This window comes from Flavobacterium sp., assembly GCF_044348915.1.
GTDB lineage: Bacteria > Bacteroidota > Bacteroidia > Flavobacteriales > Flavobacteriaceae > Flavobacterium.
Window position 1 is genome coordinate 24,331 of the sequence record NZ_JBIKRX010000020.1, and the last position, 18,242, is coordinate 42,572.

Sequence of the window (18,242 nt, forward strand, 5' to 3'; positions counted from 1 at the left end):
AGTATAAAAAGTATCTTTGTAATTATAAAATATAAAAGATATGTTTTCAAAATTAGCTTATTCCGTTTTTGAACAAAGTATTCGCGATTATCATCAATTTGATAATGTTGACCAACCTATTAATAATCCTTTCCCGAAGGAAAAAATAGAACATTTATTATATTTAAAAAACTGGATTGACACTGTACAATGGCATTTCGAAGATATTATTCGTGATCCCAATATCGATCCCGTTGCCGCTTTGACTTTAAAAAGAAGAATTGACGCTTCGAATCAAGAACGTACCGATATGGTAGAATATATCGACGGTTATTTTCTTCAAAAATATGCACATGTAGCTGTAAAAAACGAGGCAAAAATTAACTCTGAGAGTCCTGCTTGGGCTTTTGATAGGTTGTCTATTTTAGCTTTGAAAATTTATCATATGCAAGAAGAAGCCACTCGCGAAGAGGCCTCCCAAGAACATAGAGATAAATGCCAGGTAAAATTGAATGTTTTGTTAGAGCAAAGAACTGATTTGTCTTCAGCAATTGAAGACTTATTAACGGATATTGAAAGTGGTGATAAATTCATGAAAGTGTACAAACAAATGAAAATGTACAACGACGATGATTTGAATCCAATTTTGTATCAGAATAAAAAATAAGAAATACTATTTTAAACCATTAAGTCCCGATGGTTATCGGGATAAGAAAATTAAGTAATACTTAATGAGCCTTGGTCTCTTAATGGTTTTTATATATTAGGGAATTGTCAAAAAAAATTAAACATATAGCCGTCATGAGACTTTCCGCAATGGGAGATGTCGCCATGACGGTTCCTGTTTTAAGGGCTTTTGTGATCCAAAACCCCGAACTGAAAATCACGGTTATTTCTCGTCCGTTTTTCAAACCTTTTTTCGAGGGAATTCCTAATCTTACTTTCTTTGCTTTCGACGAAAAAAAACGCCACAAAGGATTCTTTGGATTATTGCGATTGTTCCGAGACTTGAAAGCCTTACACATCGATGCTTTTGCCGATTTACATAATGTTTTGCGTTCCAAAGTAGTTCGAACACTTTTCGCTTTGAGTGGAAAAAAAACTGCTTTTGTTGATAAAGCAAGAGCCGAAAAAGCCGCTTTAACGCGAGCTGAAAACAAAATTTTCAAACCCTTGACCACAATGTTCGAAAGACACGCAAAAGTGTTTGAAGAATTGGGTTTTACGGTAGATTTGTTGTATTCAACATTTCCTGAAAAGGCAGTTTTATCGAATGCTATTTTGAAAAGGCTAGTTGGAAATGAAAAGATTCCCGATTTCTCGGGAATTAAAATTGGGATTGCACCTTTTGCACAATACGATTCCAAGGTCTATCCTTTGGATTTGATGCAAGAAGTCATCAATCAATTAGCTGAAAATTCAAATTATAAAATCTTGCTTTTCGGTGGTGGAAAAAAGGAAATCGAACTCCTAGATTCACTCTCAAAAGGCAAAGAAAATGTTGTGGTTGTTGCTGGGAAACTCAAGTTCGGGCAGGAATTACAACTCATTTCTAATCTGAATGTAATGCTTTCAATGGATTCTGGAAATGCCCATATTGCGGCAATGTTGGGTGTAAAAGTTATCACGCTTTGGGGAGCAACCCATCCCTTCTCAGGATTTTCGCCTTTCAATCAACCTTTAGAAAACGCCTTAGTTTCCGATAGAAATTTGTATCCAAAACTACCGACTTCAGTGTATGGAAACAAAATTGTAGCAGGTTATGAAGATGCAATGCGAACTATTTCAGTGCAGGCTGTTATCGGCAAAATCAATTCGGTGATTGAATAAAAATCTGCGTTTGAAAATTCGTTTTATCTGTGTCCTATTTACAAATAAATCTTCTCGTCCTGACAACGCCCCAAAATATATTTTTTTAGATTCGAAATGGTTTCTTGGTAGTGAGGCGCTTCAAAACCAAAACGCTCGTGTTCCGCTTGTTCTTTTTCGATGGCATTACATCCTTTGATGACTTCTTTGAGCATATCGAGCATCGCCAATTCTTTGTTGTTGGTTTTCTGAAATTTGAATTCCACTATTTCATCCTGCAATTGCTCACAATAGTCCAAAAGTTGCGCTACTTCGGGTTCGTCGAGTAGGGAAGGGTTGGTTTTGAAGATTTCTCGGGTGGATTTCATAATTAACAGTTTAAGCAGGTAACTCAGTTGCTTGAACTAAAGGTGAATTTACTGCATTTAAATAACTGTTTGCTATAAATAATGCAAATCGTTTTAGCTCTGCTGTTGTAAGCTCTAAATGTAAACCTAAGTTATTTTGCAAATCATAATCTTCAATAATTACTCCAAGCCATTTTCCATTCTCAGAAATTGTTTCAATTCTTTGATGTGCTATCCCATTTCGGATTCTATTTAGTAGATTTTTCAAGTCTGAATTGTACTTTCTTGGATCAAAATAATAGTTATTACAATTCAGCACGTAATCTATTGCTTCAAGATTAGCCAAATTTTGATTCATAAAATTAAGTTTTCTAATTCGAGAATTATGCTGTTGAGGCAAAACAATCAAACTAAGTAAACTATTCATTAATAATGTCAATTTAAATTCTCCGTTATAAGTTTCAAGTAGTTTTTTTGTTCTTCGAATTAATTCGATGTCGTAACTTCCATTTGGAATTCCCATTTTATAAAGTTTAGTTATTTAATACTTTCCACCTACAGCTAAAGGTTTGGTGCGAAGTTCTTTTTTATTGATACTGTTCTTTTAAGTATAAACTTTTTTTTAGTGTGATAGAAGAAAACGACGACTTTAATTTTATTATCTGATTATCATTAATAGTGTCAATGGATAAAATTTCAAAATGTTCTTCGAATGATTCTGGGTTACATTTATTTACATATGGCATACAAGTAAATATTTTGTTATTTTTAATGTAATACCTCCAAGTAGCCTTCGGTGTATATAAAAATTTAGATTCTTCTTCAAAATAATTTATTTCATTTTCACTAAAAATATAAATAGATTTTCTTTCAGCAAGCTTAATCATACTTTCATCACTAAATGCACTATATTTTCTTGCTTCATCTGACACAATCGTTTCTGCATCATATGATCCCGTTATGGTATTCTGTTTAATTGATAGCTTTGAGTTTTCGAAATTACACGAACAAAGAAGGATTGTTATAAGTATGACATAGCTTTTTTTCATCTTTTATTATTTTTATTTGTAATCTTGGTTCATTGGATATAACATTTCACTACTTGGTGATTAAGAAAACCTTAACTTTCGGTTAATGACTAATTTTCCAAACAAAAAAAACATCTTTAAATTGAGCCTAAACCTGCCATATCGCCAAACGGCTTTAAGCTAAGTCTTTATATAATCTTTTCATATCTCCAACAACAGTTGTTATATTGATTGGAGTTGTAAATGTACCTCCGTGAGCAATGCTATTTCTCTGTAAATAGTATCTATTAATAAGCATATAGTCCGCAGCGTTAATTTTTGTCAATAACGCAACTCTGTCCATAAAAGGAATATTTTTTTTCCTTTTGTGTAATATATCCCAAGTGCGTTTATTTTTCCAATCTGTAAGTGAAGCAACTTTCTTATCAATTAGTAATTCCGAAAGTACTTTTACTCGATCTTCAAGTCTAGTGAACATAAACAAATAATATGCTTCATCGTTAGATTGTCGATTGGAACTATATTTTGCTTCTTTCTTATGATGACCTTTAAAACGTGCCTTCACTTCCAATGAAGCATAATTATTATCAACTTCCAGATAAATTTCTTCTAGCTTATCAAAAATATTCATAAAGAATTATTTAAAATTTTTAAAAAACTCTGTTTATCTAATCTCGTATGCTTTTTTCTGCCCTCATAATAAATTATCCATTTTGGCTCTTTAAATTGCTCTGCAGTGTCCACGAGAATATATTGATTTGTAATTGATAGCAAATCAACTCGACCATTAGCGCCTATAATCCAAAGTCCTTTCGGTTTGACGCTTAAGACATATAATCTTCGATCTAATATATCTATCGTATCAATTTGAGTTGGAGGAACACCGAAATTTTGCATTAATGATTCGTACATCGTAATTTTAGATCCTTTCCTAACAACATATTTTGAGCCATCAAGCCAAAATGACATCATTGTGTATAAATCTTCAATTCTTTTTTTCCAATCGGAAACTCTCAATTCAATATGCTCTTTGTCTATAATTTGGTCTTTCATTTTTCATTTTTTTCTAAAAGTACAAATAGTATTAATTTCCTATTGCTTCTGAGCATTATAGTTAACTATTTTATAGGTCTGACGATGTCCAACATATCAGCTCAAATTGATTAGCTTTGTCTGACTAGTGATGTTTTTTGTGATTGCTAAAGTATGAATAAATACTCACAAATCAATCTAAGCCTAAGTGTATTGCAATTATCATATCATTCCGCTAATATAAGAAAAATCACAATTCCCTTAAAACAAAAAAACTTCCCTTTTCAGAGAAGTTTTAGTTAGTAATTATGGTTTTATAATTTCCTCATTTCCCCCTTTGGGGGCGAGGGGGCTTACACATCATCAAAATCCACTACAATTTCTGCGGAGGTTGGATGGGCTTGACAAGTAAGAATCAAACCTTCGGCGATTTCGTCCTCACTTAGGATGGAGTTTTTCTTCATCTCGGCAGTCCCTGATTTTACTCTTGCGAGACAGCTGCTGCAAATTCCGCCTTGGCAAGAATAAGGAGCATCGATTCCTTGTTTGAGAGCGGCGTCGAGGATGGTTTGTTTTTGCGACATTTCGAAAGTCGTTTCGTCATCGTCAACCGAGATGGAGATTTTGGTGTGCCCTTCGTGAGTACTAGCTTCTGTATTTTCGACAATAGAACTGGAGAACAATTCAAATTTAATAGCCGAATCTTTGATGTTGTGTTCCTTCAAAACTTTCGAAACCGTATTGATCATTTCCTCTGGGCCACACAAATAGAACTTGTCGAATGCTAAGGCTGCGTGTTTGTCGTCTAAAACAAATTTCACGACCGATTTATCGATTCTTCCGAAAAGCGCTCCGTCGGTTTTGACTTGACTGTAAACATAATGCACAAACAATCGTCCCGTATATTTCAGTTGCAAATCGTGTAATTCTTGATGAAAAATGGTTTCTTCCGGCGATTTGTTGCCGTAAACCAAGACAAAAGAACTTTTTGGTTCGCTTTTCAAAACCGATTTCAAAATAGAAATGGCAGGAGTAATTCCGCTTCCGGCTACAAATGCGGAATAGTTTTTTTGGTGGTGACTTTCGGTTTCTAAAGTGAATTTTCCTTCCGGTTTCCCTACTTCTAGCACATCGCCTACTTTTAGTTTGGTGTTGGCAAATAGAGAAAATGTACCATTTTTTACCGCTTTGACAGCAATTCGTAATTCACCACTCGTCGGTTCAGCACAAATAGAATAGGCGCGACGAATTTCCTGACCGTCGAGCGTTAGTCTCAAATTGACATACTGACCGGCAATAAAAGTATAATGAGATTTGAACTCCTCGGGAACATTAAAAAGGATGGAAACTGCGTCTGCAGTCTCGCGTTTGATTTCTTTTATGACAAGTTTTTTGAATAAAGGCATAAGATTATTTTTTTGCAAAGATAGTAAACCAAAAAAAATATCGAAGTTTAAGGGTTTAGAAGTTTAGCCCTTGTAACTTTTTCCTACTTTTAACAACTAATTAGAAAAATTAACTCTAAAACTATGATTCTAAAATTCCTTTATCTCGAATGGAAGTCTTTTATACGTTCGGCTTCGTTCGGAACGAATTTGGCACTGAAAATTATTTTGGGTTTTGTGGCCGTTCTCTATGCTTTTATTTTTCTAATGGCTGGAATTGGCGCATTTTACGGATTAAAACAAATGCATCTCGATCCGTTGCAGCAAGTAAACAAATATTTGATTTATTATTTTTTCTTGGATTTGGGCATTCGATTATTGTTGCAAAAAATCCCTGTGATGAACATTCGACCTTTGTTGGTGTTGCCTTTTACAAGACCCACGATTGTTAATTTTTCGATTGGAAAAACAGTATTGTCATTTTTCAATTTTCTGCACGTATTTTTCTTTCTTCCTTTTACTATTGTTTTACTGATCGAAGGTTATGATGTAGTAAGTGTGTTTTTGTGGCATTTTGCTATGGTAGCCTTGGTGTATAGCAACAACTTTCTGAATATTATATTGACGAACAAAGACAATGTTTTTGTTATTTTTACTGGAATTGTATTGATTTTAGGCGGTTGTCAATACTATCACTTTTTCAATATTACCGATTATACTTCAGTATTTTTTGAAGGTTTGTTTCATACCAAATGGCTGTTTTTATTGCCAATTTTGGCTTTGTTGGGCTTGTATTATTACACTTTCAACTACCTAAAAAATAATTTATATCTCGATGCAGGGCTTTCAACAAAACACGAAATTGCCACAACTGAGGATTTGACTTGGTTGAACCAATTTGGTACTTTAGGAACTTTTCTTAAGAATGATATTAAACTCATCAAGCGAAATAAACGTTCGAGAACCACGGTAATAATGAGTATCTTGTTTTTGTTTTACGGATTAATATTTTTTAGAGACAACTCTCATCAACCAGAAGTGATGCGAATTTTTGCTGGGATATTCGTTTCGGGAGGGTTTTTGTTCACTTTCGGACAATTTGTACCGAGTTGGGACAGTTCCTATTACCAACTGATGATGACACAAAATATTTCGTATAAAGGTTATTTGAATTCAAAATGGTGGCTTATTGTTATCGCTACCTTTATTTCGACCATTTTGGCCTCATTTTATTTGTTTTATGGTTGGCAAATTTACTTAACGATAATTGTAGGTGCGATTTACAATATAGGCGTCAATTCGCATTTGGTTTTGCTCGGCGGTGCTTACACTAAAACACCAATAGATTTGCAATCTACCAAGGGCGCTTTTGGCGATAAAAAAGCGTTTAATACCAGTGCAATGCTGCTTTCTTTACCAAAATTATTGTTGCCTATTTTACTTTATTGGGCAGGATCGGCGCTAATGAATCCTAATTTGGGACTTGTATTTGTTGCTGTTGCCGGGGTTTTAGGTTTTGCCTTTAGAGACATCGTTTTCTCGCGAATTGAAAAAGTGTACAAAACCGAAAAATACAATACCATACATTCATACAAACAAAAATAATATTTCGTTGAGACGTTGCAATGCAACGTCTCAACAGAAATCAAAAAAATATAAAAATGATACTAGCACAAAACCTTTCAAAATCATACAACGGAACTACCGTTTTAAATATAGACAATTTAGAAATCCCTAAAGGACAAAGTTTTGGTCTTGTGGGCAATAATGGCGCTGGAAAAACCACTTTTTTCAGTTTGCTATTGGATTTAATTCAACCCTCGACAGGTAACATTATCAACAACGAAGTTCAGGTAAATACCAGTGAAAACTGGAAACCTTTTACGTCGTCTTTTCTTGACGAAAGTTTCTTGATTGGTTATCTCACACCCGAAGAATATTTCTATTTCATTGGCGATTTGCGCGGTCAAAACAAAGCCGACGTCGATGCATTATTGGCCAAACACGAAGAATTTTTTAATGGTGAAATCTTGAAAAACAAAAAATATCTCCGCGATTTATCCAAAGGAAACCAAAAGAAAGTAGGTATTATTGCCACACTCATTGGCAATCCTTCAGTAGTAATTCTCGACGAACCTTTTGCCAATTTGGATCCAACAACGGTGAGCCGATTGAAAAAAATAATCAAAGAGCTTGCTGCAAATCCCGATGTTACCGTTTTGGTTTCGAGCCACGATTTGCAACATACCGTAGAAGTTTGCGATAGAATTGTTGCTTTAAACAAAGGCGAAGTGGTCAAAGACATTCAAACATCGGCCGAGACCTTGCAAGAATTAGAAACGTTTTTTGCGGTATAAATTTCTATATTTCAAAAAGAAACGTATTTTTACCAGTCATTATACTAAAATGTACTTTTGAAAGTTAAATGATAAACTGTTTCCCATTGAAAACCAAGATATTTGCACCTTCATTTTTCATCCTCTTTTTGCTTTTTCTGGTAGCTTGCTCTACAAAGAAAGACACTTTTCTTTCTAGAAATTCTCATGCCTTAAGTGCTAGGGATAATATTTTGTTTAATGGGCAAAAGTCATTAGACAAGGGCGTTCTTGGTATAAATAGCAGTAGCAAAGACAATTTCTGGAAGCGTTTGCCTATAGAAAGAATGCAAATTAAAGACGATGGTTCGCCAGAAGGAAGTTCTAAAAACCCTGATTTTGAAGCCGCTGAAGCCAAGGCGACCAAAGCCATTCAAAAACACTCGATGAATATTGATGGGCAAGAAAGAAATTACCAAATGGACGAAGCGTATCTTCTTTTGGGGAAATCTAGGTATTATGATCAACGCTTTTTTCCGGCACTTGAAGCGTTTAATTACATCTTATACAAATATCCTACGAGCAGTAATATCAACCCCGCCAAAATTTGGAGAGAGAAAACCAATATGCGTTTAGGAAACGATGCTCAGGTTCTAAAAAACATCGCCAAACTTTTAAAAGAAAAAAAGCTCAAACGCCAAGTTGTAGCTGATGCCAATGCCCTTTTAGCCGAATCATATCTAAATCTTGAAGAGCGAGATAGCGCAATAGCAAAATTGAAAATTGCCGAAAAAAACACCAAAATTAATTTTGAAAAAACACGATATCGCTTTATTCTCGGCCAATTGTATCAAGAATTAGGTGTTCGAGACACCGCTTTGATTTATTATCAGAAGGTAATCGATATGAACAGAAAAGCGGATAGAGAGTATGTAATTCAAGCTTATGCGAAAAGAGCTCAGTTATTCGATTTTGATAATGGCGATGGCGATGCTTTTGTGAAAAGGTATAATAAATTAGTTGCTGACAGAGAAAACAGACCATTCAAAGACATTCTTTATTATGAAATGGGTGTTTTCTATGACAAATACAATGATCAGGAATTGGCTAAAGAATTTTACAATGCTTCTTTAAAAACAAAGTCCCAAGACAAGTATCTGATTGCTTCGAATTACAGAAACCTAGGGAATATGTATTTCAAAAACACTGATTATACTACAGCTGCCAAGTATTACGATAGTACATTGGTAAAATTGGATTTTAAAACTAGAGAGCACATTCACATTACCAAAGTCCGAAGAGATTTAGACGAAGTAATCGGTTTGGAATTGATTGCTAAGACAAATGATAGCATCCTGAATGTTATGGCCATGAATGACGCTGATAGGGTTGCTTATTTTGAAGATTATATCAGTAAATTAAAAAAATCAGATGAAGAAAAAAGGCTTTTAGCCGAAAAACAAAAGGAAATTCAGGAGAACATCGCTAGAAACAATCTTGCCTCGAATGACGATCCCGATCCTTCGGCCGCGGCTAGACAAGGAGTAAGACCTCCACTGCAAAAATCACCTGCTCCACCTGCAATGGCAGGACTTTCGTCTAATAATTCATCCAATGTTTTTTATTTTTATAATCCAGCGACCGTGGCGTATGGCAAGATAGAATTCAAGAAAAAGTTCGGAAATAGAGTTTTAGATGGCAATTGGCGGATTCCAACAAGGAAAAATGGAACGGATGCTGCTGTTGCTGATGCTGAACCAGCCGAAGAAGAAAAAGAAGCTATTGTTGTAGAAACGCCACAATATTCTACCTCATTTTATATTGGTATGCTACCGAATTCTCAAGCAGAAGTAGACCGAATTGCTAAAGACAGAAACTTTGCTTACTATCAATTGGGAGTCATTTACAAAGAAAAACTTAAGGAATACGAATTGGCAAGCGATAAATTAGAAGAGTTATTGCAACAAAATCCAGAAGAAAAGTTGGTTTTACCTTCGTTATACAATTTATATAAAATTTATCAAATTACTGATGCCGCCAAAGCGCAAGAGATGAAAAATCGCATTTCAAGTCAATATCCAGATTCGAGATATGCCCAAATCATCAATAACAAAAACCCGAGTACGGCAACTGAATCTGAAACTACTGAAGCCGAATATGAAAAGTGGTATAAAATGTATCAGGATGAACAATTTGTATTGATTTTAGAGAAAGTAGACGGGTTAATAATTCAATATTATGGAGACGAGATTGTTCCTAAATACGAATTGCTAAAAGCAAACACCGTTGGAAAATTGAGAGGAGTAGATGAGTACAAAAAGGCAATGCAATTCGTTACCGATAATTATCCGTCTACTGAAGAAGGTAAAAACGCAAAGGAAATTTTGACTACTCAGATTCCATTGCTGGAAAAAATGAATTTCACCACTACGGACACAAAAAACTGGAAGTTATTGTACAAAGTTGGTAAGCATGATGACAAAAACACCAAAGCACTAGAAGAAAAAATCAAGAAATTCGTTGCCGACGAAAATGGTTCAAGGCTAAAGTATACCTTCGATATTTATACTGAAAAAGAAAACTTCTTTGTGTTTCAGGGTATAAAATCAGAGTTGTATGCCAAGAATGTTGCTTCCATTCTGAAAGAGGACAAAAAGTATAAAGTTACTGAGCCGGGCATAGTGATTTCGAATGAAAATTATAAAGTGGTTCAAATCAAAAAAAATCTAGAGGCGTATTTAAATCCGCAACAAACATTGGCAGTTCCTGCTCAGCCAGCGAAGACACAAACAGCTGCCCCGCAGCCTGTAGCGCCACAAACTGCAGTTGATATTAATAGCCCGGATGACGAAAGTCCAAAACAAGCAGCTCCGCCGCCAAGCAAAGCCGCTAGAACAAGACCTCCTGGGGGTATTCCTAAAACCGATGGCAGCGATACTTCTAAGACCACTTCACCTCCAAAATAGAGTATTATGTTTGAAAAAAAGACAAAATCATATACGGAACTTCTGGGGAAAACCAACAGAATTGTTGAAGGAACCCTTATCAATGGAGACATTATTTCTAATGCCGATTTCCGGCTAGATGGAGAATTAAAAGGAAATTTTCAAACCAAAGGGAAACTCGTAATTGGTCCTGCAGGAAGTGTTACAGGAGACATTATTTGTAAAAATGCCGATATCGAAGGGAAGTTTAAGGGCAAAATACAAGTTTTAGAAATATTAAACGTAAAAAACAAAGCCAAAATCTATGGTGAAGTTATTTGCGGTAAGCTATCAGTAGAACCAGGCGCCGATTTTAGCGCTTCTTGTATGATGAAAACCAATTCGAAAAATCCCGTTCCAAATGATGGACAACCAAAACCAGAAGAAACGAACCAATAATAAATGGTTGGCTTTCATCAACATTCCCATTCAAATGGGAGCAATTATTTTTTTGTTTGCGTATTTTGGCAATAAGTTGGATGAAAAATACCCCAATTCACATAATGTATTTGTCAAAATCCTTACTCTGTTAGGAGTTGCCATTGCTTTTTACAACATCAATAGGCAATTGAAAGAGATCAATAAATCTTCATAAACAAAATCGTTTGAATTTAGCAGCAAAAACCACCGACTGTTTGTCATAAATCTATTCTAATAAAATTTAAAGTAAATCGTAAAAGATGAATTTAAAAAAATACCAACCCATTCTTGAAGTTATTTTTCTTTCAATTCTAATTTATCTCGTGCACAAATTGGTCTTTTTCTTGAATGAAAATCATCCTAAACTACACGGTTTTCATTTCCCGATTGAAGTTGTGTATGGCTTTTTCTTTTCTTGTTCACTGATTTTGATGTTGATTCTTATTAAGGTAAAAGAGAAGAACATTGATAATGTAGGCTATACTTTTCTTTTAGTAACCTGCGTAAAAATGGGACTTTCATATCTTCTTTTATCGCCTATCTTGAATTCAGAAAATGCCAACCTTAGGTATGAAAAAATCAATTTTTTCCTCATTTTCGCATTTTTTCTGGCGCTAGAGACGGTTGTAACCATCAGAATGTTAAACAATAAGCCTTAAAATATCTTTAAAAAGGCAAAAGCATCATTTTTTTTATTTAATGTTTTTAACATATTAATTTAAAATGTACCTTTGCACCCAATTTCGGAAACTAAAAATAAAGTTAATAAGCAGTTATGGTGATTTCAAACAAACCACTTCAATTAATAATAGCGATTTTAATAGCCTCTCTACCAGTATTTGGTTTTGCCAATGACCCTTCAGAAGGCACTCCAGTACCTACTGAAAATACAGATGTTGCCCACGAAGCAGCGCCAGCAGCTGAAGGCGAAACTTCGGAAATTAAGGAACAAATAAAAGAAGTTATTGGGCATCACGTTTTAGATGGTCACGATTTTTCGATTTCTGCAAATGCAGAAACGGGAGAGCACTATGGTTTCCCTTTGCCAATCATCCTTTGGGATAACGGAGTTCACTTTTTCTCTTCTTCAAAATTTCACCACGGAGAAGCTGTTGCAGAAAGCAACGGAAACTACTACGTTTTACACCACGAAAAAATATACAAAACTGATGCAGCCGGAACTTTAACCGAAGAGCACGGACATCCAACAAATGCTCAGCCTATCGACCTTTCTATCACAAAAGGAGTTTTGACGATAATGGTTGTTGCGATGATTATGTTCCTATTGTTTACTAGCTTGGCTAAATCATTTGCTAAAAATGGTGGGATTTCTGCAGGAGCTGGTCGTTTTTTCGAGCCAATTATTTTGTACATCCGTGACGAAATTGCCATTCCAAACATTGGCGAAAAGCACTATAAAAAATATATGAGTTATTTATTGACCATCTTTTTCTTTGTATGGTTTTTGAATATCTTTGGTTTGACTCCGCTAGGAATCAACGTTACAGGTAATATCGCAGCTACTTTTGGATTAGCGATAATCACATTTATCATTACTACACTTACAGCAAACAAAAATTATTGGGGACACATTTTCTGGATGCCAGGTGTGCCAACTCCGATGAAAATTATTTTGGCACCAATTGAATTATTAGGTGTATTCATCAAACCATTTGCCTTGATGATTCGTTTGTACGCGAACATTTTTGCAGGTCACGTAGTTTTGATGAGTTTGATTGGATTGATATTTATTTTCAAAAGTTGGTTGGGTAGTAGCTTGTCATTTATGTTGTCATTCGCTATTTCAATCATCGAAATATTGGTTGCCTTGTTACAAGCGTACATCTTCACAATGCTTTCTGCTTTGTACTTCGGTTCAGCAGTAGAAGAGCATCATCACGAAGAGGCGCATCACTAAAATGTTTGTTGTTTGTTGTTTAGAGTTTGTTGTTTAGTAACAATAAACCATAAACCCCAAACTATAAACCTAAAAGAGAATGTTTAATTTTTAATACATATTTTTATGGAAATTCCTAAAATCGTTGGAGCAGGATTAGTAGTTATTGGAGCAGGTATTGGTATTGGTAGAATCGGTGGTTCTGCAATGGATGCAATCGCTCGTCAACCAGAAGCTACTGGAAAAATTCAAACAGCTATGCTTATTGCAGCTGCGCTTATTGAAGGTATTGGATTTGCAGCTTTGTTCGCTGTATAATGCTACAAAAAAACAAAAAGCTGTAACGGTTGGTTGCAGCTTTTGTTTAAAAAAAATTAAATTAAAAGGATTACTATTAAAGACATACTATGGAAAAGTTAATAAATGATTTTTCGTTTGGATTATTTATCTGGCAAACAATAATATTTGTAGGCTTGGTTTTGCTATTGAAAAAATTTGCTTGGAAACCTATTTTAGATGCCGTTAACGAAAGAGAAGAAGGAATTAAAAATGCTTTACTTTCTGCTGACAATGCTAGAAAAGAAATGCAAAATCTTCAGGCGGACAACCAACGTATTTTGCAAGAAGCAAGATTAGAGCGTGATGCTATGTTAAAAGATGCGCGCGAAATCAAAGAAAAAATGGTTGCCGATGCTAAAAATGAAGCGCAAGCTGCAGGTCAAAAAATGATCGAACAAGCAAAAGCTGCTATCGAAAGTGAAAAAAACACTGCTATGGCCGAATTGAAACTTCAAGTTTCGACTTTATCTATAGAAATAGCTGAAAAATTACTACAAGAAGAATTATCTAACAAAGCTACTCAAGTAAAATTAGTAGAAAAAATGTTAGGCGACGCAAAATTAAGCTAATATGTCAGGTACAAGAGCAGCAATTCGTTACGCAAAAGCCATTTTGGAAATCGCAGATTCCAAAAAAGTAGCCTCTCAAGTTAGTGCTGATATGGCATTAGTTTCTTCTACAATTAATACCAATTTGGAATTGAATACTTTTATTCAAAGTCCAACTATTAATGTAGAGCAAAAAGAAAGCGCACTTTTAGCCATCTTCGCTGATTCAAATGCGGTAACCAAAAGCCTTTTCCGTTTATTAATGGAAAACAAAAGATTTGAAATTTTGGATGCCATCGCATTAGAGTACAACAAATTGTTTGATATTATGAATGGTGTTGAAGTTGCCAAAGTAACTACAGCCATCGCAATGGACGCAGCATTAGAAGCTAAGGTTTCGGCTAAAATTGCAACGTTTTCAAACAAGAAAATTACAATTGAAAATACAATAGACCCTGCAATTATTGGAGGTTTTATTTTAAGAATAGGCGACAAACAATACAATGGTTCTGTTGCAAACAGATTACAAGTTTTAAAAAGAGAATTGAATAACTAGATTATTTATATATAATTATGGCGGAAATTAAACCTGCTGAAATTTCAGCAATATTAAGAAAACAAGTAGAAGGATTTGAATCTGGAGCTACTTTAGAAGAAGTTGGATCTGTACTTAATGTAGGAGACGGTATTGCTCGTGTTTACGGGCTTTCTAATGTTCAATACGGTGAGCTTGTAGAATTTGACAATGGTCTTGAAGCTATTGTATTGAATCTTGAAGAAGACAATGTGGGTGTGGTACTTTTAGGACCATCAACAGGAATCAAAGAAGGTTCAACTGTAAAAAGAACACAACGTATTGCCTCTCTTAAAACAGGAGAAGGAATGGTAGGTCGTGTAGTAAACACTTTAGGTCAACCAATTGATGGTAAAGGACCAATTACGGGTGAATTATTCGAAATGCCTTTAGAAAGAAAAGCTCCTGGAGTTATCTTCCGTCAGCCAGTTACTGAGCCATTACAAACCGGTATCAAAGCAGTAGATGCAATGATTCCAGTTGGTCGTGGACAACGTGAGCTAGTTATTGGTGACCGTCAAACTGGTAAATCTACCGTTTGTTTGGATACCATCTTGAATCAAAAAGAATTTTACGATGCTGGAAAACCAGTATTTTGTATTTATGTTGCTATTGGACAAAAAGCTTCGACTGTTGCAGGAATTGCAAAAATGTTAGAAGAAAGAGGTGCTATGGCTTATACAGTAATTGTAGCTGCTAATGCTTCTGACCCAGCTCCAATGCAAGTTTACGCTCCTATGGCAGGTGCTGCAATTGGAGAATATTTCAGAGATTCTGGTCGTCCAGCTTTGATTGTTTATGATGATTTATCAAAACAGGCAGTTGCTTACCGTGAGGTTTCTCTTTTGTTAAGAAGACCACCGGGACGTGAGGCTTATCCTGGAGACGTTTTCTACTTGCACTCTCGTTTATTAGAAAGAGCTTGTAAAGTAATCGCCGATGATAGTATCGCAAAAGACATGAATGACTTACCAGATTCTTTGAAAGGAATCGTAAAAGGTGGTGGTTCGTTGACAGCTTTACCAATTATCGAAACTCAAGCGGGTGACGTTTCTGCATATATCCCAACCAACGTAATTTCGATCACTGATGGTCAGATTTTCTTGGATGGTGATTTGTTTAACTCAGGAGTTCGTCCAGCGATCAACGTAGGTATTTCGGTATCTCGTGTTGGAGGTAACGCTCAGATTAAATCAATGAAAAAAGTGGCAGGTACATTAAAACTAGATCAAGCACAATTCCGTGAATTGGAAGCGTTTGCTAAATTTGGTTCTGACTTAGATGCTGTTACTTTGAACGTAATCGAAAAAGGAAAAAGAAACGTAGAGATTTTGAAACAAAACCTTAACGACCCTTATACTGTTGAAAATCAAACTGCCATTATCTATGCAGGTTCTAAAAACTTGTTGCGTAATGTCCCTGTGAATAAAGTAAAAGAATTCGAAAAAGATTATTTAGAATACTTGAACAACAAACACAGAGATACTCTTGACGCTTTGAAAGCAGGAAAACTGACTGACGAAATTACAGATGTACTTGAGGCAGCAGCTAAAGAAATTTCAGCAAAGTACAATTAATCAATTAATCAGTTTATCAATGTGTAAATGAATTTGCACATTGGTAAATTGTTATATTATCACATTTAGAATGGCAAATTTAAAGGAAATCCGTAATAGAATTACTTCCATTTCATCGACGATGCAGATTACTGCTGCGATGAAAATGGTTTCTGCAGCAAAGTTGAAGAAGGCACAAGATGCCATCACTGCAATGCGCCCTTATGCCGAAAAATTAACGGAATTATTACAAAATCTTTCTGCTTCACTTGATGGTGATGTGGGGGGAGAATTTACAACACAACGTGAAGTAAAAAAAGTATTAATTGTTGCTATCACTTCAAACAGAGGATTGTGTGGTGCGTTCAATACCAATGTAATTAAAGAAGCCAAAAACCGTGCTGATTATTATGCTGGAAAGCAAGTAGATGTTTTTGCGATTGGTAAAAAAGGAAATGATATTTTATCAAAAACTTTAAAAGTTGTAGACAATCAAAGTCAGGTTTTCGATCATTTGACTTTTGAGAATGTTACTGTAATTGCTGAAACATTGACTCAAAAATTTGTTTCAGGTGAATATGATAAAATCGAATTGGTGTACAACCAATTTAAAAATGCTGCAACTCAAATCGTTCAAACCGAGCAATTTTTGCCTTTGGCTCCAATAAAATCTGATAAGCCAGCTTCAACAGGAGATTATATTTTTGAACCTGCAAAGGACGAAATTGTTTTGACATTGATTCCAAAAGCATTGAAAACACAATTGTACAAAGGTATTCGTGATTCATTTGCATCAGAGCACGGAGCGCGTATGACGGCAATGCACAAAGCAACAGACAACGCAACCGAATTGAGAGATCAATTGAAATTAACATACAACAAAGCACGTCAAGCTGCTATTACTAACGAAATCTTGGAGATTGTTGGTGGAGCGGAAGCTTTGAAAGGATAAAGCCTCCTTCCCCCGCCGCGGCGGGGGAATTAGATTTAAAAAAGCCAGCAAAAATTGCTGGCTTTTTTAATTTTCTCAAAATATTAGTAACAATTCATTAAATTTGCTTTTTAAAGTCTACAGCTATGGCAATAGTTACTAAATTATCGGATTTGGATTTAACCAAAACATATAGTTACTCCGACTATTTGTTATGGCAGTTTCAAGAGCGTGTTGAATTGATAAAAGGGTTTATTCTAAAAATGAGTCCTGCTCTGAGTATGGTACATCAAAGAATATCAAGTAATTTAACGGGCTGTTTTTATGAAAATTTAAAACGAAAACCTTGTAATGTTTTCCAGGCACCTTTCGATGTTCGTTTGCCAATACCATCAGCCAAAAAAGATTCTACTGTGGTACAGCCCGATTTGTGTATTATATGCGACGAAAGCAAATTGGACGCTAGAGGTTGTAACGGAACACCAGATTTAATGGTCGAAATTATATCTCCAAACAATAGTAAACACGATGTACATACCAAGTTTAATTTATACCAAGAGGCGGGTGTAAAGGAATATTGGATAATAGAACCGAATGACAAATTAATCCTTGTTTACACTTTAGTAAATAACGAATTCATAGGTTTAAAACCCCAGGTCGAAGGCGAAAATATAAGAAGCCCCTTGTTCCCAGAATTGGAAATTGCTATTGAAGATGTTTTTTATAAGGTTTAAAATATTGAAATTGACTTACAACAAAGCACGTCAAGCGGCTATTACTAACGAAATCTTGGAGATTGTTGGTGGAGCGGAAGCTTTGAAAGGATAATATTTTATTCTATACATATATCTGAAAGCCTCGTAACACACTGCACCCAAAAGTTTAGACAAATTTGTAATTAATTTTGATAATAATGAGCTCGATATTGTATCGAGCTCATTTTGTTTTAAATTATTTTAAAAATCAAATATTTAGTCATTCCTTAAAAACAAATTAACAATCTGATTGTTAATAACTTGTGATAAAATAATATTAAAAAAGGCTCTGTTAAATTGCCAAAAAGTGTATATTTCGGTATAAAAAAGTGGCAATATGTTA

At 35.0% G+C, this 18,242-nt stretch carries 21 protein-coding genes and 1 pseudogene; 16 read left to right on the forward strand and 6 right to left on the reverse strand.

Features of this window, described 5'->3' with window-relative positions; all coding sequences use genetic code 11:
- Nucleotides 1-40 precede the first annotated feature (40 nt).
- Both ACIQ1E_RS05545 and ACIQ1E_RS05550 read left to right on the forward strand, forming a co-directional pair.
- A complete protein-coding gene (locus ACIQ1E_RS05545; protein ID WP_396169457.1) occupies nt 41-646 on the forward strand; it encodes a DUF4254 domain-containing protein in 606 nt (201 codons plus the stop codon).
- A 134-nt stretch (nt 647-780) separates the two neighbouring features.
- Nucleotides 781-1,809, forward strand: coding sequence for a glycosyltransferase family 9 protein (locus ACIQ1E_RS05550; protein ID WP_396169459.1), 1,029 nt, complete (start codon nt 781-783; stop codon nt 1,807-1,809).
- Between the two features lie 38 nt (nt 1,810-1,847).
- Here ACIQ1E_RS05550 and ACIQ1E_RS05555 read toward each other — a convergent pair whose 3' ends face one another.
- The 6 genes from ACIQ1E_RS05555 to ACIQ1E_RS05580 form a co-directional block, all read right to left on the reverse strand.
- A complete protein-coding gene (locus ACIQ1E_RS05555) occupies nt 1,848-2,156 on the reverse strand; it encodes a hypothetical protein (protein WP_396169461.1) in 309 nt (102 codons plus the stop codon).
- A 10-nt stretch (nt 2,157-2,166) separates the two neighbouring features.
- Entirely contained in the window at nt 2,167-2,658 is a 492-nt protein-coding gene (locus ACIQ1E_RS05560) for a HEPN family nuclease (protein WP_396169463.1), read from the reverse strand.
- A gap of 64 nt (nt 2,659-2,722) precedes the next feature.
- On the reverse strand, nt 2,723-3,184 hold the full coding sequence (locus tag ACIQ1E_RS05565) for a hypothetical protein (RefSeq protein ID WP_396169464.1): 462 nt from the start codon (nt 3,182-3,184) through the stop codon (nt 2,723-2,725).
- Nucleotides 3,185-3,338: 154 nt separating this feature from the next.
- A complete protein-coding gene (locus tag ACIQ1E_RS05570) occupies nt 3,339-3,794 on the reverse strand; it encodes a hypothetical protein (RefSeq protein ID WP_396169466.1) in 456 nt (151 codons plus the stop codon).
- Nucleotides 3,791-4,216, reverse strand: a complete 426-nt coding sequence (locus ACIQ1E_RS05575; protein ID WP_396169468.1) for a hypothetical protein — start codon at nt 4,214-4,216, stop codon at nt 3,791-3,793. Before ACIQ1E_RS05575 ends, ACIQ1E_RS05570 begins: the two co-directional genes overlap by 4 nt.
- Nucleotides 4,217-4,548: 332 nt before the next feature.
- Nucleotides 4,549-5,601, reverse strand: a complete 1,053-nt coding sequence (locus ACIQ1E_RS05580; RefSeq protein WP_396169470.1) for a 2Fe-2S iron-sulfur cluster-binding protein — start codon at nt 5,599-5,601, stop codon at nt 4,549-4,551.
- Between the two features lie 123 nt (nt 5,602-5,724).
- Here ACIQ1E_RS05580 and ACIQ1E_RS05585 point away from each other — a divergent pair, with 123 nt between their 5' ends.
- The 14 genes and pseudogenes from ACIQ1E_RS05585 to ACIQ1E_RS05650 all read left to right on the forward strand — a co-directional run.
- Complete coding sequence (locus tag ACIQ1E_RS05585) at nt 5,725-7,185, forward strand: DUF5687 family protein (RefSeq protein WP_396169471.1); 1,461 nt, start codon at nt 5,725-5,727, stop codon at nt 7,183-7,185.
- A gap of 56 nt (nt 7,186-7,241) precedes the next feature.
- The gene (locus ACIQ1E_RS05590) at nt 7,242-7,937 is read left to right on the forward strand and encodes an ABC transporter ATP-binding protein (RefSeq protein WP_396169473.1); all 696 of its coding nucleotides are present in this window, start codon (nt 7,242-7,244) and stop codon (nt 7,935-7,937) included.
- Nucleotides 7,938-8,023: 86 nt separating this feature from the next.
- Nucleotides 8,024-10,861 (forward strand): tetratricopeptide repeat protein, encoded by a 2,838-nt coding sequence (locus ACIQ1E_RS05595; RefSeq protein ID WP_396169475.1) that lies wholly within the window; start codon nt 8,024-8,026, stop codon nt 10,859-10,861.
- Nucleotides 10,862-10,867: 6 nt separating this feature from the next.
- Nucleotides 10,868-11,278 carry a polymer-forming cytoskeletal protein gene (locus ACIQ1E_RS05600; RefSeq protein ID WP_396169477.1) on the forward strand — a complete coding sequence of 137 codons (411 nt, stop codon included), beginning with the start codon at nt 10,868-10,870 and terminating at the stop codon, nt 11,276-11,278.
- Nucleotides 11,241-11,474 carry an AtpZ/AtpI family protein gene (locus ACIQ1E_RS05605; protein WP_396169478.1) on the forward strand — a complete coding sequence of 78 codons (234 nt, stop codon included), beginning with the start codon at nt 11,241-11,243 and terminating at the stop codon, nt 11,472-11,474. Before ACIQ1E_RS05600 ends, ACIQ1E_RS05605 begins: the two co-directional genes overlap by 38 nt.
- An 85-nt stretch (nt 11,475-11,559) precedes the next feature.
- Nucleotides 11,560-11,958: a hypothetical protein gene (locus ACIQ1E_RS05610; RefSeq protein WP_396169480.1), complete on the forward strand. Its 399-nt coding sequence runs from the start codon at nt 11,560-11,562 to the stop codon at nt 11,956-11,958.
- Nucleotides 11,959-12,074: 116 nt separating this feature from the next.
- Nucleotides 12,075-13,217, forward strand: a complete 1,143-nt coding sequence (gene atpB, locus ACIQ1E_RS05615; RefSeq protein WP_396169482.1) for a F0F1 ATP synthase subunit A — start codon at nt 12,075-12,077, stop codon at nt 13,215-13,217.
- Between the two features lie 105 nt (nt 13,218-13,322).
- Nucleotides 13,323-13,514, forward strand: a complete 192-nt coding sequence (gene atpE / locus ACIQ1E_RS05620; protein WP_073367797.1) for an ATP synthase F0 subunit C — start codon at nt 13,323-13,325, stop codon at nt 13,512-13,514.
- 89 nt (nt 13,515-13,603) lie between these two features.
- Complete coding sequence (locus ACIQ1E_RS05625; RefSeq protein ID WP_396169484.1) at nt 13,604-14,104, forward strand: F0F1 ATP synthase subunit B; 501 nt, start codon at nt 13,604-13,606, stop codon at nt 14,102-14,104.
- Between the two features lies 1 nt (nt 14,105).
- The gene (gene atpH, locus ACIQ1E_RS05630; protein WP_396169486.1) at nt 14,106-14,639 is read left to right on the forward strand and encodes an ATP synthase F1 subunit delta; all 534 of its coding nucleotides are present in this window, start codon (nt 14,106-14,108) and stop codon (nt 14,637-14,639) included.
- 17 nt (nt 14,640-14,656) lie between these two features.
- The gene (gene atpA, locus ACIQ1E_RS05635) at nt 14,657-16,234 is read left to right on the forward strand and encodes a F0F1 ATP synthase subunit alpha (RefSeq protein WP_396169488.1); all 1,578 of its coding nucleotides are present in this window, start codon (nt 14,657-14,659) and stop codon (nt 16,232-16,234) included.
- Nucleotides 16,235-16,304: 70 nt separating this feature from the next.
- Complete coding sequence (atpG, locus tag ACIQ1E_RS05640; RefSeq protein ID WP_396169490.1) at nt 16,305-17,165, forward strand: ATP synthase F1 subunit gamma; 861 nt, start codon at nt 16,305-16,307, stop codon at nt 17,163-17,165.
- A 125-nt stretch (nt 17,166-17,290) separates the two neighbouring features.
- Nucleotides 17,291-17,878, forward strand: a complete 588-nt coding sequence (locus ACIQ1E_RS05645) for a Uma2 family endonuclease (protein WP_396169491.1) — start codon at nt 17,291-17,293, stop codon at nt 17,876-17,878.
- A 4-nt stretch (nt 17,879-17,882) separates the two neighbouring features.
- A pseudogene (locus ACIQ1E_RS05650) lies at nt 17,883-17,972 on the forward strand (F0F1 ATP synthase subunit gamma); the annotation flags it as partial.
- Nucleotides 17,973-18,242 lie beyond the last annotated feature (270 nt).

Bases quoted from the DNA above. Each gene is read 5' to 3' on its own strand.
- ACIQ1E_RS05545 (WP_396169457.1), top strand. From the start codon at position 41: ATGTTTTCAAAATTAGCTTATTCCGTTTTTGAACAAAGTATTCGCGAT.
- ACIQ1E_RS05550 (WP_396169459.1), top strand. From the start codon at position 781: ATGAGACTTTCCGCAATGGGAGATGTCGCCATGACGGTTCCTGTTTTA.
- ACIQ1E_RS05555 (WP_396169461.1), bottom strand. From the start codon at position 2,156: ATGAAATCCACCCGAGAAATCTTCAAAACCAACCCTTCCCTACTCGAC.
- ACIQ1E_RS05560 (WP_396169463.1), bottom strand. From the start codon at position 2,658: ATGGGAATTCCAAATGGAAGTTACGACATCGAATTAATTCGAAGAACA.
- ACIQ1E_RS05565 (WP_396169464.1), bottom strand. From the start codon at position 3,184: ATGAAAAAAAGCTATGTCATACTTATAACAATCCTTCTTTGTTCGTGT.
- ACIQ1E_RS05570 (WP_396169466.1), bottom strand. From the start codon at position 3,794: ATGAATATTTTTGATAAGCTAGAAGAAATTTATCTGGAAGTTGATAAT.
- ACIQ1E_RS05575 (WP_396169468.1), bottom strand. From the start codon at position 4,216: ATGAAAGACCAAATTATAGACAAAGAGCATATTGAATTGAGAGTTTCC.
- ACIQ1E_RS05580 (WP_396169470.1), bottom strand. From the start codon at position 5,601: ATGCCTTTATTCAAAAAACTTGTCATAAAAGAAATCAAACGCGAGACT.
- ACIQ1E_RS05585 (WP_396169471.1), top strand. From the start codon at position 5,725: ATGATTCTAAAATTCCTTTATCTCGAATGGAAGTCTTTTATACGTTCG.
- ACIQ1E_RS05590 (WP_396169473.1), top strand. From the start codon at position 7,242: ATGATACTAGCACAAAACCTTTCAAAATCATACAACGGAACTACCGTT.
- ACIQ1E_RS05600 (WP_396169477.1), top strand. From the start codon at position 10,868: ATGTTTGAAAAAAAGACAAAATCATATACGGAACTTCTGGGGAAAACC.
- ACIQ1E_RS05605 (WP_396169478.1), top strand. From the start codon at position 11,241: ATGATGGACAACCAAAACCAGAAGAAACGAACCAATAATAAATGGTTG.
- ACIQ1E_RS05610 (WP_396169480.1), top strand. From the start codon at position 11,560: ATGAATTTAAAAAAATACCAACCCATTCTTGAAGTTATTTTTCTTTCA.
- atpB (WP_396169482.1), top strand. From the start codon at position 12,075: ATGGTGATTTCAAACAAACCACTTCAATTAATAATAGCGATTTTAATA.
- atpE (WP_073367797.1), top strand. From the start codon at position 13,323: ATGGAAATTCCTAAAATCGTTGGAGCAGGATTAGTAGTTATTGGAGCA.
- ACIQ1E_RS05625 (WP_396169484.1), top strand. From the start codon at position 13,604: ATGGAAAAGTTAATAAATGATTTTTCGTTTGGATTATTTATCTGGCAA.
- atpH (WP_396169486.1), top strand. From the start codon at position 14,106: ATGTCAGGTACAAGAGCAGCAATTCGTTACGCAAAAGCCATTTTGGAA.
- atpA (WP_396169488.1), top strand. From the start codon at position 14,657: ATGGCGGAAATTAAACCTGCTGAAATTTCAGCAATATTAAGAAAACAA.
- atpG (WP_396169490.1), top strand. From the start codon at position 16,305: ATGGCAAATTTAAAGGAAATCCGTAATAGAATTACTTCCATTTCATCG.
- ACIQ1E_RS05645 (WP_396169491.1), top strand. From the start codon at position 17,291: ATGGCAATAGTTACTAAATTATCGGATTTGGATTTAACCAAAACATAT.